Raw genomic sequence first — 15,124 nt, 5'->3', positions numbered from 1 at the left:
TAGTAAAAGAGTAGTTTATGGTGTTTGCGGTGTCAATCTCCTTCTAATTTGGTAATTTTAGGAGGCCTGGGGGGCTGGATGGGTATGAAAAAGACATCATCTTTTATAAGGCCGCCAGAACGCAGTATATTTGAGCGTGCAATGCGTAAGCATGCGGGGATAAGGGTTGAAAAACTATACGGGACATACGAAAACTGTTTATCAGAAATTGCAGGGATGCCACTCTTGTATTCGTCAGGGATGGCGTTATAGCCAAGGATTGTGCACAGTACCCCAGCTGCGGTCGAGGGATTACAGTCCGAGTCTTGCCCGCAACGCGTTGATATCTCCAGCGTCTTGGATAAAGAGCCCTTGCCGTAGAGTAGTCCAATTACAACGTAGGCACCGTTTAGACTTGCGTCTATATTGAATCCATTTGGGTCCGAGGAGCAGTGACCACTGGGTTTGGAAGCCCATTTTTCCTGAACTCTCTGCCAGGTTTTGCGCCAATCGTCCGGATATACCCAATGCCAAGTGATAACATCGCGAATAGTTTTGGCATAAGTGCTGTTCGGCGGGATTGCGCGAAGACCGAAGCGCACAACTTTTTCAACGTCGGTTTCAAAGAAAGCAGACGTGTACATTGCCGCAGTGAACATTCCTCCGTAGAGACCGTCTCCAGAATTCATTAGGCGGCCAAATTTGTTGCACATTTCATTAGAAGAAAGCGGCATACCAGGGCTAATCAACCCAAAGAGGTCAGATTCGATTTGGAAGTCAATGTCGGCATAGTGGGCATTGTACTTCGGGCTTCCGGAATCAGGCGGCATGATTCCCTTGCGCACATTCTCTCTGCCTTCATTGTTTGCATGCCATAGTTTGAACTTAGTGGCAGCAAAAGCCTTTCCAATTTGCTCATTTGAGATGTCGAGCCCATACTTTTCGATTGTCTCAAGGAAGCTAAGTTCAACGTAGATATCATCCTGCCCAAGAGAGTTGGAGATGCTTTCGGGCGACCACTTTATCGGCTCATCGAAAGTTCTGCCGCACGCTTTGAACTCCGTAGGAGCGCCATATGAGACGCCAATCATCTGACCAGCCCACCCACCCTTCATTTTGTCAAGATAAACGCTGACAGGCAAAGTCCTAAACTGCGCTCCGTGAGCTGTTTTGAGCATTCCAAAAATTAAAATTAATAAGAAGTATTTGCTATTTCTCATTTGCTAGCCTCCTTGGTGAGTGAAAAATTATCAATTGCCGAGTGATGTTGGTAAAATTTCCACAACCGCCACTTCTTCAGGGTCAAGTGCAACCAGTATATCACCTTTATCAACGAAGAGCGGCTGTTCCCCAGGCAATTTGAAAGCTGATTTGGGCTTGCCGAGTTTAGCGTCCAGTTTCAACCTGACAGTTACGCGTTTATCAGCCCCATTGCGCACGGTAAAGTACAATGCGCCGTCCTTGCCGGGTCCAAAGCGTTCTATTTCAACCCTTGAATCAGAGGTCCGAGCCATCGTTACCGGCTCCCAGCCGGCGCGTGCAATCTTTTGAATTACTGGCAAATATTTTTTAAATAGGTCGCGGTCTCGTTCATAGTACTTTTGTTGCTCGAAATAAAGACGAGTTGCTGCATCTGGGCTGAAAAATCCCGGAAACATTCCCCAGAACATGCACCGCTGGAAGTATTTCTCGACCAGGCTATGGTCGAAAGCCTCAAAATCTGTGTTCATGAGGTAGCAGAACGGCTTTTTATAGCAAAGCGTTCGCCTGAAGTCCATGACATCGTCGGGCAGAGGGTTGTATTTTCCATTTGAAAGCCAGTTGGTTTCGATACCCATAACATCTAAGAGATGTGCCATGAAACCAAAGCTTGTCGGTATGCCGTTTGCCATCATGAGCTTCCCCATCTTGTGGATGTCGTCGGCCATTGCTTTTGCAAACTCATAGGTAGAAAGTATCTGAAGGATAGCAGGTTTCTTTGTTCGCCTGCAGAAGGATAGTGGACGAATAGCATACTTGAAATGCTCTCGGCGAGTGTTGACATATGGTGCCCCCATTTCCGCAGAGTCCAAATACTCCCCAGAAAGTTGAGGCTTTGTCTTGTCGCCATAAAGCTTCTCAGCTATTTCTTTGCTCCAAGATATACTAGCGCGTGTGGCAGGCATATCGCCCTTTGGAATCGCTGGGTTAGGATTGAGTAAGAACATTGCCCCGTCGCACCAGGGAGCGTTGAAGAAAAACAGCCGAGGTTTGCCATATTCGTCGAGGGTCAAACAAGTTTTCACTGCAGAAGCCCAATTCCGAAGTGCGACGTCATTGGTTTGCTTTAGGTTTTCCTCTATCATTTTGAATGCCTGCTCTTGAGTTCGCGGCAGGTTTTTCTCCATAGGCATCCAATAGGACATCGGCTCTGTATATCGGAACGAATAAATGCCGTTTGCCGCATCCCATTCTATGTCATTATCGCCTTCGTGGAATGCAAAGCAAAAGTCCTCCCAGCCTTGAACTTTTCGTACCTGCAGGAACGCCATCCAGTTGCCTTCGCGCTCAACTCTTTTCTCGAAGTATTCTGGGAAAATGCGGTAGTATTTCTCAACTGCCTCCCTCATACCTCCTGCGCTGGTGGTTTTGTAAATAAGGAACGAGAACTTTTGTTTTGCGACACCCTGCTCGGGGCAGAAGCCGAGGTCGAAGGCAATGTAGTACCACCTAATTGCACCATTGTATCCGATACGATAAACGCACGGTTCGTCCATGGGGATTGCAAGATTGATCGCATCATTACATCCACTCATGCACGAAAATGGGTATTTTGACATAAGTCCTACTGCTCCGGCTTCTATGGGGACGCCGTCGCAAAAGGAATTATCGTCAGATGTCTTCTCTGACGACCGTATACTGTGCCACCAGTACCAGTCCTCTTCGGGCATTGGGATTGCAAAGCCAATCGTTAGCGCACGGTCGCAGCCCATCTCATCTTTGGCCTCGCAGTCAAATCGAATATGATTCTCGCTAACGGTTATGGTGGCGTAAATCGAAAGCCTTAGCTTGCTACAACTACCAGAAAGTGCCCATTTTCGCTGGGATGTCTTCTGTACATTGAGCTTATCTAGTCCTAGCACATCCGACCCGGCAGCTACGTCACGCAGGTAGAACCCGCCGCCCGCAGGTAGAACAGTTTTACCAAGCCGCCCGCTTAGAATCGAACCATCTTGTGCGAGAGTTAAGTCAATCCCATCGGGGGATGTGAGCCTGACTGCCTGCTTGCTTTTCTCTGAAATTGGCCTCGAAACAAACATCCCATCGAATAATGCGCTGTCTCCTTTTGCCCTAATTTCCTCAAGCCGGCAATCATCGAACCATGCTTTTCCGACACATCGGCGAAGCAGAAGATACACGTTTATCAGCTTAATTGGTTTTTCTGGGTCAAAAGACACCTCGCCACGCTGCCAGCCATGGGTTCCGATATTGAAGTCGTAAAGTTGCCCCCAAATCCACGTACCATCAGCGTATTGGATGTCAAGGTAGAGCGCGTAATCACCTTTCCAAGCCGGGCCCACGCCTTCTGCCTTGCTCCACACGCTCGCTCGAATAGCATTGGGAGACTTTTGATTAAGGACAACGGTTTGAAAAGCTCCTGCCTCGACATCTGAAGAGGAATTCTCACAGCGAATGCTTATCCTACCAGCGCGTCGCACGGAAGAATCGAGGGAGAATCCCTTGCCAAATGGTTTCCAACCTGACTCTTTCTCCTCAAAGCTAGAATTTACGAGTAAGTTTTTCCCGACGCCTGGTCCAACAATATTAAGCAACGTCCGACTTTCGGCAACAGTGGGAATCATTAAAAGAAGACTCACAAGTGCAAAAACGAACTTCATAGCTATAACTCCAAAATTAGGATTATCCGGTAGCTGGCTTTAAACCTCCCAGTGCTTAGCTTGCCTGTTTGACTTTAGATTAATCTAAAACTGCATTTGCGGTAGAATTTTGTAAAAACAAGACTTTTCTTTGCCGAATTTCAGGTTTAAGGTGCTGTGCCAACATTTGCCAAGTCAGATTGAAATTGTGAGCAAAAATATTGGTAGAGCTATTAAGCAAAGCGCGTTCCAAATCAAAACTAATAGTGACCATCAGGTGATATTTTGGTATCATTTTTAAATATGGAGCAGCCATTGCGATCGTGGTATAATAGCAAAGCAATTGTAAAAGGCGTTGCGTTTAGCAGTGCAAGTTGATGCAGATTTGTTGTTCAAGGAAACAAATGGTGAATCCTCGAGTCCATTTTGGCGTGAAGCTAGCCCTAAGCCTATTTCTCACGGCGCTTGTCGTGTGGGATTTTGGTACGGTTGAGCTAGCCGGCTCCCAACAGAAAACTAACCACTCAACGCCGGCACCATCTGTCAGCCTACCTGATATTGTGCTGACGCAATTTGGTGCTATTCCTGCTTCAAGCGTGCCTGATGACGCTCGCGAATCTAAGTTGTTGAGCAGGGCATTTGCCGCCCGAACATCTGAACTCATTGGTTCATGGGTTATCCCGCTCGACTCGAAAGGCGACAATGTAGTTACAAATATCTCATTGGCTTCGGAAGCAGTAGATTTCACAATTCTGCGTCCGAATGAGTTGTTTTCATTCAATGAAATAGTCGGTCCACGCACGGCGGAAAAGGGTTATAAGCCAGCGGCACAGTATTCAAATGGTGAGATGGTTATTGGGATTGGCGGGGGGATATGTATTCTCTCTACAGCCCTCTATAACGTGGCGCTTGAGACCGGACTTGAAATAGTAGAGCGCCATCCACACTCAGGTCCTGTGAAGTATGCGCCGCCAGGGAGGGATGCGGCTGTATCGTTTGGTTGGGCGGACCTGCGTTTTAAGAATGATACTGGGAATGTGCTCTTTATAAGATCAAAGGTCGAAGACGACCGTTTGGTAGTCGCATTCTATGGCACAAAGATCCCCGGCAGAACGGTAGAAATTCTTTCAGAGGACTACGAAGAATTGCCATATAAAGTCATCGAACATGAAGACGAAAGCGTTCCCGAGGGTGAGGTTATCGTAAAGAAAGAACCACGGCCCGGTTTTGCTGTTACAATTGTTAGGTTGATTCGACAAAATGGAAAGCTAATCAAGCGTGAGGTCATAAGTCGTGATACTATCTTGCCTAAGGACAAGGTGGTTCTTGTTCACCCGAAGAAAGATACAAATACGGAACAGGAGTTTCCTAACCTCAACCTTCCACCCGTAATCATCCCACTGCCCGACCTGCCGCCCAAACCAGATCAAACGCAACCTTTGCCCATTAGCCCACCAGACGTTGGCCAGCCGTCTGCTGCTCAAGACCCAGCTTCGTGAAAGCAAGTGAATCATTCGGGGGATTCAAAGTTTTCGGCTTTTAAGTGGGCGTGCATAATTTTTACATGCCAATATTTTTACTCCAATCGTCTCTTTAGCGAGGCGATTTAGCAAGTTGAATTCCTTATACAAAATAGCTATAATACTTATCGAAATATCGGAGGACGTGTGTGCGCGCTGAGATAATCTCAGTCGGAACCGAATTGCTTTTGGGGCAAATCATAGACACGAATGCCCCCTACCTTGGGAGAGTGCTCTCCGCTCTGGGAATTGATGTCTACCATCGGACAACCGTTGGTGATAATGCTTCCCGGCTTGCCGATGTGCTAAAGACCGCCCTCTCACGAGCAGATCTCGTAATCACGATCGGCGGTTTAGGGCCGACGATGGACGATCTCACAAAGGAAACCATCGCAGAGGTCCTTGGCGAAAAGCTCGTGATGGATTTAGATTCTGAGAGGGCTATACGCGAATTTTTCGAGCGCAGAGGAATCAAGCCGGTTGCGAGCAATCTTAAACAAGCACTAAAGCCCGAATCCGGGATTGCGTTGCCGAACTCCGTTGGGACGGCGCCCGGTGTGCTTGTCGAGAAGGAAGGCAAGATTGTGGTTGCTCTTCCAGGTCCCCCCGGTGAGCTCATTCCCATGGTTGAAAACTATGTGGTTCCATATTTGGAACGCAGGCTTTCCGGTGTCCGCTCAGTTATTGAATCTCGTGTGCTTAAAGTATGTGGGATTGGCGAGTCGGCAGCTGAGGAGAAGGTTAAAGACCTACTTGACAGCGAGAACCCAACGATTGCGCCTTATGCAAAAAGCGGCGAGGTTCATTTCAGAATCACCGCCAAAGCAAGGGATCATGAAACTGCGGTCCGCATGATCTCTGCGCTTGAGGAAGAGGCTAAGAAGCGGCTAGGCGATTATGTTTATGGGGTAGATGACGAAACTCTTGAGTCGGTAACAGTGCACATGCTAATCAACCGAGGTTTAACACTTGCATTAGCAGAATCATGCACTGGCGGTCTTGTTTCAAACAGAGTAACCAATGTACCGGGAAGCTCTGAAACGTTCCAAGGTTGTATGGTAGCATATAGCAACCGGGTGAAGACCGAGCTGCTTGGCGTATCCAATGAAATGATTGCCAAGTATGGTGCGGTGAGCTCCGAGGTGGCGCGAGCTATGGCTGAAGGTGCGGCCACTCGGATAGGCGCCGATGTTGCTTTAGGTCTCACGGGTATTGCAGGACCTGGCGGCGGAACTGCAGAAAAGCCAGTGGGTCTCGTGTATATTGGGCTTAAAACCCCCGAAGGCACAGAAGTTACCAGGAACGTATTTGGGGGAAGTCGTGAAGAGATCAAGCTAAGGGCGTCTACAGCGGCACTCAATCAGCTAAGAATGTACCTGCTGAAGACGCCTTAAATTGGAAGCCATAGGGAGCAATAAAAATTTAGATAAAAACTCTAGCTGAAACATCAAGGTTGAGATTGTGAATTTGTTATTTGGCATTGAAGATGGAAAAGATACGAACGTTCGTAGCAATCCTTCTGCCAGCTGAAGTTCGGTCTCGGCTGGCGGAAGTTGAGAAACAGCTAATCGCGACCAAAGCTGACGTTAAGTGGGTTCCGGAGGAAAACTTCCATATAACGCTTAAGTTCCTTGGCAGTATAGAAGCGGCAAAACTCGATGCTATCACCGATGCGGTGCGAGAAGCCGTAGAACCCATGAATAGATTTGAAATATTTTTAGAAGGTGCCGGTGCGTTTCCAAGGCCTAGTAGTCCCAGAGTTATCTGGGTTGGTGTCAAAACTGGCAAAGACCAGCTAAAGGAAATAGCGGGGCGCGTGGACACAGCTTTGGAAAAGCTCGGATTTCCACGCGAAGATCGTCCATTCACCGGCCACGTCACGCTGGGCCGCGCTAGAAGTTCCCAAGGCATAGCCCCGCTTAGAGAAAGTATTGATAAGCTTAGAGACGAACCCATTGGCACTGTAATGGTGGATTCGGTTGCGGTGATGAAGAGCGATCTTCACCCAACCGGCCCAATCTACACCGCTTTGAGAAAGGTTGAACTTGTAGCATAAAAAGAGGTGGCATCCTAACAAAGAAGCCGTGGTATTGTGGAAGAGCAGAAATTCGTTGGGAGAAAGGATGGCTTAGTGATTAGATAGCGACTAAAAGATGAGAGGAGATCAAGTGTTGGATAAAGGTAACGGCAAAGAAAAAGAACAAGCACTCGAATTGGCTTTGAGCCGAATCGAGAAGCAGTTTGGCAAGGGTGCAGTAATGAGGCTGGGGGAGGCGTCGCGGCTGAATGTCTCGACGATCTCTACTGGTGCTTTAGCGCTTGACATTGCTCTTGGTGTGGGCGGCATCCCCAGAGGAAGGATTACCGAGATATATGGCCAAGAGTCGTCAGGTAAGACAACCATCGGCTATCATATCATTGCTGAAGCCCAGAAGGCTGGCGGAATTGCCGCCTTTGTGGACGCTGAGCACGCAGTTGATGCAACTTATGCGCGGAACCTTGGCGTAGATGTAGACTCGTTGTTGGTGTCCCAGCCCGACACCGGCGAGGAGGCCCTCGAAATTATAGACGCGCTTGTCAGGAGTAATGCGGTTGATGTCGTGGTTCTGGATTCTGTTGCCGCGCTTGTGCCCAAGTCTGAAATTGAAGGCGAGATGGGCGATTCTCATGTAGGTCTTCAAGCGAGGCTAATGTCGCAAGCTCTTAGAAAGATTGGCGGTTCTGTCAGTAAATCAAACACAGCCGCTGTTTTCATCAACCAAGTTCGCGAAAAAATAGGCGTAATGTTCGGTAATCCCGAGACAACTCCAGGCGGGCGCGCTCTAAAGTTCTGGGCATCAGTTCGCTTGGAAGTGCGAAGGGTTGAGACCCTCAAGGTGGGAAACGAAATGACTGGCACTAGGGTGAGGGTTAAAGTAGTGAAAAACAAAGTCGCCCCGCCCTTTAGGCAGGCTGAATTTGACATCATGTTTGGCAAAGGCATCTCGAGGTCGGGAGGAGTTATTGACATCGGCACAGAACTAGGATTTATAAGCAAAACTGGCACTTGGTTCACATACGGCGATATAAGACTTGGCCAGGGGCGTGAGAACGCAAAACAATATCTGGAAGAGCACCCCGAACTGATAGATGAATTGGAAGCCAAAATACGCGAAGAGGCTGTTGGAAAGGTGTTTCTTGCTCCGGCGGCCGCTATTGAGGATTAGCGGGAATCCTCATAATTTGAGGTAATTAGGCCTCAATTTAGCCTGCAAAACATCAAAACTTTGCTTTTCTGTGCGAATTAGGTAGAAGGTTGACTACTCATCAGCATAGAATAACAGCAATAGAGGCACAGGAGAAGCGGCAAAACCGTCGGTCTATTTTCGTTGACGGCAAATTTGTGCTAGGCGTGGACGCAAATGTAGTTGCTGACCTTGGCCTTCAAATTGGCCAAGAGATAAGCGAGGAGCGGCTAAGAGAAATCGTCTACGCTGAGCAGTTAACAAAAGCCAAGCAGAAGGCGCTTAATCTGCTTGGTTATAGGGCGCGCAGCCGAGCTGAGATTGCGCAAAGCCTTAGGCGAGGTGGGTTTGCCGAAGATATTATTGAGGATGTTTTAGCATACCTTGAGCGGCTTGGACTCGTAAATGATGAGCAGTTTTCCCAAGCGTGGGTGAAGAGCCGGTTGATAGGCAAGGGGATGGGAAAACAGCGAATCAAATGGGAGCTCAAGCAAAAAGGTGTGCCAAACGACGTGGCAGAGGATGCTCTGTCTGAAATTGATGAGGAGATAGAATACCAAACAGCGCTTGACTCCGCAAAGCGCCGCTGGGCCAAATATAAAGATGCGGAGGTTAATACTAAACGGCGCAAATTGGCTTCATTCCTGCGAAGGCAGGGCTTCGGTTGGGAAGTAGTATCGCAAGTATTGGGCGAACTTTCCGCCGATAACGACGAGGAATAGGTCCATCGTGTGTCATGCGATGGCTGAGATTCAAACATGAAGATACTTTATGGGAAGGGTAAGGAGGATTTTATCTGCATCGCGGAGGCGAACTTTAACGCCCCCGCGCTAGGTCAGCCGGATTTTAAGGTCCTGTTCGCTCAGCCTCAATCCGACTTTTCGGGGAGAGGAGGCCGACCTTATGAATACATTGTATGCCGTCGGATGCGTCATAGCATCCCTGGTGATTGTCTTGCTGGGATTCGTTTTCTGCGTTCTTCCAGCAAGACGCAAAGCGGAAGAACAGTTATCGGAAGCTCAGAGGATTAGAGAGCAAGCCGAAAAGGATATCGAGACAAAAAAGAAAGAGATCCTTCTTGAGGCAAAAGATGAAGCCTACAAACTCAGAGCAGAGATCGAAAGGGAAAATCGCGAAAAGCGAGCTGAAATACAGAGGTTAGAGCGAAGGCTGACGCAGAAAGAAGAATCCCTGGATCGCAGGTTGGATAACCTGGAGAAAAGGGAGAAAGCATTAAGTGTAAGAGAGCAAGAAAGCGCCAAAATAAGAGAAGAGTTAAACAGCATTTTGGAAAAACAGCGTGCGGAGCTTCAGCGCATAGCTGGGCTTACTACGGAAGAGGCAAAAAACCTCCTATTAAAAATGGTCGAGGAGGAGTCTCGCCATGAGGCCGCCAAGCTAATACGCGACATAGAAGCCCAAGCTCGCGAAGAAGCCGAAAAACGTGCGCGCGATATTATTACGCTCGCAGTTCAGCGCTGTGCAGTTGACCAAACTTCAGAAACGACGGTCTCGGTTGTGCCCCTGCCTAACGATGAGATGAAGGGCAGGATCATTGGCCGTGAAGGAAGAAACATACGAGCATTTGAGACACTCACTGGCGTGGACCTAATCATTGACGACACACCAGAAGCCGTCGTGCTTTCTGCGTTCGATCCAGTTCGCAGAGAAATCGCGCGAATTGCGTTAAGTAACTTAATATCGGACGGGCGCATTCACCCAGGGCGAATCGAGGAAACAGTTGCAAAAGCAACAGCTGAGGTCGAGGAGCAAATACGTCAAGCTGGTGAGCATGCGGTATTTGAGACGGGCGTTACTGCTCTCGACCCTGAGATTGTGAAGCTACTTGGGAAACTAAAGTTCCGCACGAGTTATGGCCAGAATGTCCTTGATCACTCCATCGAAGTGTCCCATCTCGCCGGTGCAATGGCGGCCGAACTTGGCGCAAACGTGTTGCTTGCTCGGCGGGCAGGTCTTCTGCACGATTTAGGGAAGGCAGTGGATTTTGAGGTTGAGGGGCCGCACGCGGTCATCAGTGCAGATATCTGCCATCGGTATAACGAGCATCCAGAGGTGGTTCATGCAGTTAAAGCGCATCATTCGGATGAAGAACCCGAAACCATTGAGGCTGTTCTTGTATCGGTAGCAGACGCCATCTCAGCATCAAGGCCTGGCGCTCGGCGTGAGACCCTGGAAACCTATGTTAAACGCCTACAGAGGCTGGAGACAATTGCGGACTCCTTTGCCGGTGTTGAAAAGACGTATGCTGTGCAGGCGGGGCGGGAAATCCGAGTGCTTGTAAAGCCGCAGGAAATTGACGACCTTGCCGCGGCAAAGTTAGCCCGCGATACTGCTAGGAAAATCGAGGAAGAAATGGAATACCCCGGCCAAATCAAGGTCACCGTTATTCGCGAAACAAGGGCTGTGGAGTATGCCAAGTAAAAGTCTGGAGGCAGCTGCTTGCGGCTTCTGTTTATAGGAGATATAGTGGGAAGGCCGGGACGAGAGGCCGTTTCTCAGTTGCTACCGGCACTACGAGAAGAGTACTCGCCTGATTTTATCGTTGCGAACGGCGAAAATGCGGCAGGAGGTATGGGAATCACCATGGAAACTGCCGCCGAGGTCTTCCAATCTGGCGTTGATGTTGTTACCCTTGGCAATCACGTTTGGTCAAAAAAGGAAGTCTATACTTATCTCAATGAGGAACAGCGTTTGCTTAGGCCGGCGAACTATCCAGCAGGTGTGCCCGGCCGAGGATGGAACATATACTTGACTAAGAATGGCATTCGCATTGGTGTTATCAATTTATGCGGAAGAATCTTCATGGAAAACCTTGAAGATCCATTTCGGACAGCGGATGCTATACTTCTTGAGCTCAGTCAGCATACGAATTTAATTTTTGTTGATTTCCACGCGGAGGTGACATCGGAGAAAAGTGCTCTAGGATGGTACCTTGCCGGTCGCGTCACTGGCGTGCTCGGCACGCATACCCATGTTCAGACGGCCGATGAGCGAATTCTGCCAGGCGGAACAGCTTTTATAAGTGACGTCGGAATGACTGGCCCAATAGATTCGGTTATTGGTGTGAAAAAGGAGCTTATTATCTCCAGGTTCATTACGCAGATGCCGACAAAATTTGAGATAGCCGAAGGAAAGGCAATGCTTTCGGCTGTTTTGGTTGAAGCAGACTGCAGTACTGGACAGGCATTGAGCGTTATGAGAATCCAAAGAAACCAGCCGGCGTAGGGAACCGAAGTAGTGCGGTTGGCAGTCGAATACATGGGCGTTTTACTAAAAAACGATTGAGGTGTGAGTTAGTTAAAATGTGGACATTATTGACAAATCAAAGAGCAAGAGTAAGTGCTGTCCTCTTGGTCGGCATTACGATTTTCTGCGGGGCATGCACATCTGCGCTAGCCCAGTTTTTCGAAGAAGAAGGTTTGGTGCTCTATAATGGCGACCCAGCAGACCAGGCAGGCTTGAAGATAGGCAGTTGGGGCAGTGGGAAATATGAGGAAAACCCCCGCCTCGCCTTCAGCGGAAGATTCTCGATAAAGGTTAGCGGACGTAGCCTTTATGATGGCGTTAGGTTGGACTTTCAGAACGCCCCAGACATTACGAGCTATTATAACGACAGGAACGGCTATATCCAGCTTATAGCCAGGTTCCGCGTGCAGGGCGAGGACACTACATATGGCTATAGTAGCACATATGGCACGACTTCTACTGCTACCAAACCAATTCGAAGGGTCAGGGTTGCCATGGCCCTTAACGGAGAATGGGTGGAGGGCCAAGTGCCCCTCTCAGCATGCCAGGTAGGTGAAGATGGATGGATGCGCATTTCAATTCCATTTGCGGCGATGAAAGCTAAAAAAGATTTAAAAGAGGTTAGGTTGAAGCGCTTGGTAATTACTGGTGACGGCAATGAATCTTTCTACATTGGCGCAATCCGAGTAATCACTGACAATTCTGAAATACAGGTATTCCCCAATGAAGACCAGTATGTCGCCGCTGGAGATGACGTCATGTTCAGGGCTTCTTGTAATCCGGGGGCAGCAGCGGTAAAGTATTCATGGGATTTTGATGCTTCAGATGGTATCCAAGAGGATGCCGTTGGTGAGCTTGTCTATCATAAGTACCGAAAATCTGGTGAATACACGGTTACTCTGACAATATCCGATCTTTTCGGTATCAAAAAGAGCGTTAGCACCCAATCAAAGGTGACAGTCTACGACTAGGTGATGTGTTGATAACCACGATTCTTCAAGCAATGCGGCCGCGACAGTGGTCGAAAAACCTGTTCGTGTTTGCCGGCCTGCTTTTTACTTTAGATCGCCAGCACCCTGTTTCCGATTACGTTAAGGTCGTGCTGGCTTTTGCCTTGTTCTGCATTTTGTCTGGGAGCGTGTACATAGTAAACGATATCCTAGATGTAGAACGCGACCGGCTGCACGAGAAAAAATCACAGCGGCCCATTGCATCTGGCAGGCTAGCTATTCGAACAGCGTGGATTGTGGCCACGCTCCTCTGCATAGGAAGTTTGATGCTTTCCTTTGCACTTGATTTTAGGTTCGGTAGCATTAGCCTTGCATACCTAGGATTTATAACAGCTTACTCACTTGGGCTAAAAAAGATAGTCATCCTGGATGTTTTAGTAATCGCGGGTGGGTTTGTTCTTCGAGCGGCAGCAGGGGCGGCGGCAATCAACGTGTCAGTGTCCCCTTGGCTGTTTGTCTGCACAGTGCTTCTTGCCTTATTTCTTGGGTTAGCCAAGCGACGACAGGAGCTTCTAGTTGTCCAAAAAGCACAAGAACATAGGCCAGTGCTGGAGCAGTACTCGATTCCACTTCTCGACCAGTTAATCAATATCGTTGCTTCCACAACAATCACAGCTTATGCGTTGTACACCTTTTTCTCGAGAACCGGAGCCGCACACCCCTACATGATGATCACGTTGCCTTTTGTCATATATGGCGTCTTCAGATATCTGTTCCTAATCCACAACAATTCGGGCGCTGAAAGCCCGGAAACGTTGGTAATTACAGACAAACCTCTCCTGGTCTGTATTATCCTATGGGCTCTAACCGCTGGCCTTATAATTGGTTTAGGAAAATAGATAAGCTTTTGTAAGATTTTCTTCGTTTATGCCTTGCTTCTGTTTAAGACTTCTAAATTAGCATTCTTATAAACCTTCATTGCTTGACAAACGAGTAGCAATCCTGTAATATATTGCCATGCAAACGATTTCACAGATGACCTAAAAGTTGCTGTTTTCTGGTTGAAAGGAGAAGTACTAATGTCTTTAGTAGATCGCCTATATAAGGCAGTAAAAAAAGACGATAAAGCAGAAGGCGGAGCGCCAGCAGTTTCTACTTACTCCCTTGGGGAGCTCGAAGCACAAATCCTAGATGTAATTTGGGACCTTGAGCCACCCGTCAATAGCACTCAAGTATTCAAGATAATGTATCCTAAACGCGAACTTTCTTACTCTACCATCATGCTTACAATGGCAAAGCTTGCCAAGAAGGGCATACTAACACAAACGAAAACAGGCGATAAGAAGACCGATGCTTTCGTGTACACGCCAAACATCACTCGCGAGCAGATGGGCAAACTGCTCCTAGATGAGGTTTGTCGGAAGGTTCTCGGTAAGCCATTATATAAAGCAGTGCGTGACCTCCTCCCTGATTGCTCAGAAGAGGAACTCAGGAAAATTGAAACTGCCCTCCGCGATGAGTAATTTCTGGAGTAGCACGGTTTTGCAACCGTGGCTACTTTGATAACTAGAACCAAAGCCACTGACCAACCGGCCATCTCTTTAGCAGATGGCCGGTTATTTTTTCTCATCTTTAACTAATTAGCTATTGACAAACTAGTATTCAACCGGTATACTTATATTAGTAGACGGGCGTCTACTAATATATCAGGAGGGCTAAATGTCGAGAGAATTGTATCCAAAGAACAACGCTAGAACGCTAATTGGCAAGCGGCGAATGCATCCCGAGGTTATGGAAGTAATCGCCGATGTTCTGCTTGCCTGTCATGCTGAGCGGAATCCTGATTGCCCTGTATATACAGAGCGGCAACTCCTCAGGAAGTGTCGCAAGGTGGCGTCCTTGCCGGAAGGATTTACATATGGTTCCGCCGAGGTAGATTCAGACGAACTATTTAACATTGAAATGTCTTTAATAAGCCACCATACGCGAATGTCCTCGTCTGAGAAACGTGCTTGGCAATTGTATGCAATTGGTTACAATTTTAAGGAAATTGCAAAGCTAATGGGTGTAAGCCATCCAACCGCTGTTAGATTTGTTCGCTCAGCCGCTCGCAGGGCAGATGCTGGTGACTCCAAGTATAAGGGTTTGCGTAGTGTATACCGTCAAGAGACGAGAAAGTATATATATCGCAAGCCAAAGCACTGTGATGAACGCCACTGTGAAAAGCTTGGCTACTGCCGATTTGCACTTCGCGGAAAAAGCATTTTCGAAGAAGGCGCACTTTAGGTTGCCATTAGAATTGCCTGCGTGCGTTGACACCTTTCTGC

Annotated in this window: 13 protein-coding genes; 11 read left to right on the top strand and 2 right to left on the bottom strand. The window is 48.1% G+C overall.

All coding sequences use genetic code 11. The annotated features are described in order from the left end of the window. Positions 1-32: 32 nt before the first annotated feature. Positions 33-1,199 (bottom strand): ADP-ribosylglycohydrolase family protein, encoded by a 1,167-nt coding sequence (locus QHH26_07310; GenBank protein ID MDH7481765.1) that lies wholly within the window; start codon positions 1,197-1,199, stop codon positions 33-35. 30 nt (positions 1,200-1,229) lie between these two features. Next, positions 1,230-3,857: a hypothetical protein gene (locus QHH26_07305; GenBank protein ID MDH7481764.1), complete on the bottom strand. Its 2,628-nt coding sequence runs from the start codon at positions 3,855-3,857 to the stop codon at positions 1,230-1,232. 383 nt (positions 3,858-4,240) lie between these two features. Here QHH26_07305 and QHH26_07300 point away from each other — a divergent pair, with 383 nt between their 5' ends. The 11 genes from QHH26_07300 to QHH26_07250 all read left to right on the top strand — a co-directional run bounded on the left by QHH26_07300 (position 4,241) and on the right by QHH26_07250 (position 15,083). Continuing rightward, positions 4,241-5,335: a VanW family protein gene (locus QHH26_07300; protein MDH7481763.1), complete on the top strand. Its 1,095-nt coding sequence runs from the start codon at positions 4,241-4,243 to the stop codon at positions 5,333-5,335. 170 nt (positions 5,336-5,505) lie between these two features. Beyond that, entirely contained in the window at positions 5,506-6,750 is a 1,245-nt protein-coding gene (locus tag QHH26_07295) for a competence/damage-inducible protein A (protein MDH7481762.1), read from the top strand. Positions 6,751-6,842: 92 nt separating this feature from the next. Beyond that, positions 6,843-7,412: an RNA 2',3'-cyclic phosphodiesterase gene (gene thpR / locus QHH26_07290; GenBank protein ID MDH7481761.1), complete on the top strand. Its 570-nt coding sequence runs from the start codon at positions 6,843-6,845 to the stop codon at positions 7,410-7,412. Between the two features lie 112 nt (positions 7,413-7,524). Next, on the top strand, positions 7,525-8,562 hold the full coding sequence (gene recA / locus QHH26_07285) for a recombinase RecA (protein ID MDH7481760.1): 1,038 nt from the start codon (positions 7,525-7,527) through the stop codon (positions 8,560-8,562). Between the two features lie 89 nt (positions 8,563-8,651). Continuing rightward, positions 8,652-9,302, top strand: a complete 651-nt coding sequence (locus QHH26_07280) for a RecX family transcriptional regulator (GenBank protein ID MDH7481759.1) — start codon at positions 8,652-8,654, stop codon at positions 9,300-9,302. A gap of 181 nt (positions 9,303-9,483) precedes the next feature. Then, entirely contained in the window at positions 9,484-11,022 is a 1,539-nt protein-coding gene (gene rny, locus QHH26_07275; protein MDH7481758.1) for a ribonuclease Y, read from the top strand. A gap of 18 nt (positions 11,023-11,040) precedes the next feature. Next, entirely contained in the window at positions 11,041-11,826 is a 786-nt protein-coding gene (locus QHH26_07270; protein MDH7481757.1) for a TIGR00282 family metallophosphoesterase, read from the top strand. Positions 11,827-11,915: 89 nt separating this feature from the next. After that, positions 11,916-12,818, top strand: a complete 903-nt coding sequence (locus tag QHH26_07265; GenBank protein MDH7481756.1) for a PKD domain-containing protein — start codon at positions 11,916-11,918, stop codon at positions 12,816-12,818. 8 nt (positions 12,819-12,826) lie between these two features. Continuing rightward, entirely contained in the window at positions 12,827-13,696 is an 870-nt protein-coding gene (locus QHH26_07260; protein ID MDH7481755.1) for a decaprenyl-phosphate phosphoribosyltransferase, read from the top strand. A gap of 180 nt (positions 13,697-13,876) precedes the next feature. Then, positions 13,877-14,320, top strand: coding sequence for a BlaI/MecI/CopY family transcriptional regulator (locus tag QHH26_07255; GenBank protein ID MDH7481754.1), 444 nt, complete (start codon positions 13,877-13,879; stop codon positions 14,318-14,320). A 196-nt stretch (positions 14,321-14,516) separates the two neighbouring features. Then, positions 14,517-15,083: a hypothetical protein gene (locus QHH26_07250; GenBank protein MDH7481753.1), complete on the top strand. Its 567-nt coding sequence runs from the start codon at positions 14,517-14,519 to the stop codon at positions 15,081-15,083. Positions 15,084-15,124 lie beyond the last annotated feature (41 nt).

The organism is Armatimonadota bacterium, assembly GCA_029907255.1.
Classification (GTDB): domain Bacteria; phylum Armatimonadota; class UBA5829; order DTJY01; family DTJY01; genus JAIMAU01.
This window is presented reverse-complemented; position numbering and strand designations above follow the sequence as displayed.